This is a genomic window from Corynebacterium lubricantis DSM 45231 (genome assembly GCF_000379425.1).
GTDB lineage: Bacteria > Actinomycetota > Actinomycetes > Mycobacteriales > Mycobacteriaceae > Corynebacterium > Corynebacterium lubricantis.
Genome location: NZ_KB902222.1, coordinates 1 through 3,348, shown reverse-complemented (window position 1 = coordinate 3,348; position 3,348 = coordinate 1). Strand labels below are relative to the sequence as shown.

The following is a 3,348-nucleotide window of genomic DNA, read 5'->3' as shown; positions in this document are numbered from 1 at the left end:
AATCCTGATCGCTCAATAATTGAAACACACCGCTCACAACAACCTCCTAAATCAAGCGGTGTTGCAACGATCATCTGAACCTAAGCACACCTGCGCAGGTAGGGCTGAGACTTGATCAGGGCCGAAAAGACTGATCGTACGAAAGTGCAGCGCCTACTTGAGGGTATGAGCGCTCACATCAACTTCGTTTCTCCATCGCCTTGCTCGTGGATCGGCCGTGACGTTTCGTAGTGGGATAAGCACCACATTGGGCAGCAATGTCGGCAGAATTAACGAGGGTAGCCTACCGCGGTTGCATCGCTACTGCCGCTTAGCTTGAAATCCGAGAAAAAAGATTGGCCCAAAGATAGGAACCAAGACGATGATTATGAACCACATGAAATTCATCCAGGTAGCCCTTTTCAACTTGAACCAGAAGAAGAGCGAAACAAGCAGCAATACCGCAGCTAGCACCACCACTGCAGTCGTAAGTAGATCGTATGTAATATACATGGATTTCTGCTTTCTAGTACGACACCCACGCTCGCCCATCTCTTACATATAGGTTCAGATCTAGAGATACTGTGGAGAAGACTTTGAGAACTTGAAATTCTGCCACCATTTGGGCTCGTGCAGGAGAAGTTCCGTTCTGTGACCGATTGATAATGCTTACGTACTTATTGCTGACAACATGGCCTACAGAGCGCCATACATATGGGTTGCTGACACTCCTAATTAGAGCATTTACACCCCCGTGCCTGGTCGTCGAATAACTTGCTCTGAATGAATATTTGAAAGAAATGCCGTCATACATGACGAGGCAGTTATCATGGCGGACCCACCCAGAGTTGTAGTTATAAGATCTACACTGGGAAATTCCGGAGGCGCGTGGGGAGATTTCCGGAGAAGAGCTCTCCGAAGTTGCGATGGCAACAGAACCATCTTGGAAGGTGAGAGTTCGAACTAGTTTTCCGTTGGCTTCAATCTCATCTTCCCTTATCGGCAAGGCCTCAGGGTTATCAGCATCAACAAGTTTACCCGATGAGATTTTAGTCAACAGTTGTTGTTGATCAGACAAAGAAATGCCGCGAGCGGACATGATCCCGACCAACTCAGCTTGTTCTGCTTCTGATAACTGTAATGGTTCTGTTTCAGCGGGAGAGTTTGCGTTTGCCTGGGGACCGTCAGCTGAAGAGGAAAGCTGGGGGGCTGCGATTGCACTAGAAGGGGCAAGACATGCGAGGCTAGTTGCACAGACCACAATAGCCGTTGTGAGAGTTCTTCTCATCGTTTCCTTTTCCTTGTAGTCTTCGGGGAGTATGTGCTCACAACCCTAATTTAATTTGGTCTGCAGAACATTTGAATTGGAATATTGTCTTCGCAAGTACAGAATCTTATGCCAGACAAGTTCAATCAGCTTTGAATTCTCCGCGGCTTGCGTAATCGCCTGCGATTGTCGAGTTCATTTTCAGCAGCCACGGTCGGAGGTTTTGAAGCCACTGGGGTAGTAGCTGATGTGGGTAGAAAGGACCGTAGTCGAAGCGTTGCCAGGCGTGGGCGCCGTGACATCGGTTGGAGAGCGCCCAATGGTTTGTATGTGGGCTGCATACACGGATTAGAAGATAGACCAGAATGACTACTGTGGCACGCCAAGCCCAGCTGAAAAGGCCAAGATTGATGCGATTGAGCAGACGCTGCTCGCAAATCTTGAGACCACGCAGCTTATTGATGACCTTGGCACTTCGACGGCGGACGCGACTGACCTCGTTTGGGGAATGTCTCAAACCTCAATTACCCGTGATCTGAACTCGGAGATGGATACGCACCTGGGCCACCAGTCGGGGACCACGATGGGAAAGCAGCTGCTGGGACCAATAATCACCGCAACGGTACGCATACCAAGCCGGTGGACTCGAACTATGGTCCCGTCACGGTGGCTGTCACAAGAGACAGGTCGGGGACATTGATTTCGACGATAGTGGCGAAAGGGGCCATGTGTCTGACCAATGTCGAGTGAGATGATCGTGAGCCTGTACGCCGGTGGGATTACGATCCGCGACATCCACCACCATATGGCCACGGCTATGCGGGACGATATCCCTCACGTGACGATCTCTGTCATCACCGACGCAGTGTTGGATGAGGTGTTGATCTGGCACAACCGTCAGCTCTATGAGTTCTACCCCGTCGTGTTTTTGGATGGGCTGCGGATCAAAGTCCGTGATGGCGGCCAGACAGCCAACGAAGCTTCCCCCATAGCTATCGGAGTTGGCATGGAAGGTACCAAGCACATCCTGGGCATGTAGATCGCTCCGGAGGGAGACGCATTCTCTTGGCGCAGGTGTGCTCCACCTTGGCTAAACGTGGCGTCAAAGATGCCTTTATTGTCTACGGTGTCGGGCTGACAGACCTACCGGAAACCGTGGAAGCAGCCTGGTCGTCATCGTTGGTCCAGACCTGTATTGTCTACCTGATCAGGACGGCGAACCGGTGGGTGGCCTTTGGAGACCGACGCGCTGAATCTGCGGTGTTGAAGTAGATCTATACCGCCCCGGATGCGCATGCTGCAGCCTCCTCGATGGAGGAGTCTGCTGCCTCGGCGCTCGGAGAAAAGTACCCCAGGTCAGTGAAAGTAAGGCGGAACACGTAGGAGCGTTTTAATCCGTTTCTGCGGTTCCCGACTGCAGCGACGAAGGTGATCTACACTACGAGTTCGATTGGGTCGTTTAGTAATGAGCTGCGTAAGGATACCGGCAACTAGGTCGCGTTCACCATTGACGAGTCCGCGTTGAAAACGCTGTGGTTGATGAGCTGCACTATCGACGACGCGCGCTGCCAAACGGACCGAGGTAGACACAAACGTAACTGCGTCAGTAGGCCGACTCGTAGCAGGCGCACGCCTTTCCCAGTGGAAAAAGCCACCAACCAGACGGCCATGGCCTACCCCAACCGCTTCAGCAAGTACAAGTACCTGAAACTCAACCCAGACACAAAAACCTGACGCGCTCTGCCAAAGCGCTGTAATAATCCTGTTATAGGTTGAGCTACCGCTACCTGCAGAAACAAACGCCTTCCGCGGTGTGCCGTGTAAGGTCACCCCTTTGTCAAAATCTAAGGCCACCTGCTGTGTAACACCCACTGCTACAGCAACAACTTTTGGGGAAAGGGATGCCAACGGCAAACGCACTAGCTCAATACGACGCTGCGTTCGCTCTACCTTTTACTGAAAACGAGAACGCCGGACATGGACACCCTCTCTGATCAAGATTGTGTAGGACACCGTCGAGCTGACACCCGCGTGAGCTGGCACAGCGGGAACAGTTGCCCACCACGAACCGCTACAACCAATTCCGCCGTATGATCACACCA

Annotated in this window: 1 pseudogene; it reads left to right on the top strand. The window is 52.1% G+C overall.

What is annotated here, in order from left to right:
• The first annotated feature begins 1,601 nt into the window (after positions 1–1,601).
• Positions 1,602–2,980: pseudogene (locus tag A37O_RS15710) on the top strand (IS256 family transposase).
• Positions 2,981–3,348: the final 368 nt, after the last annotated feature.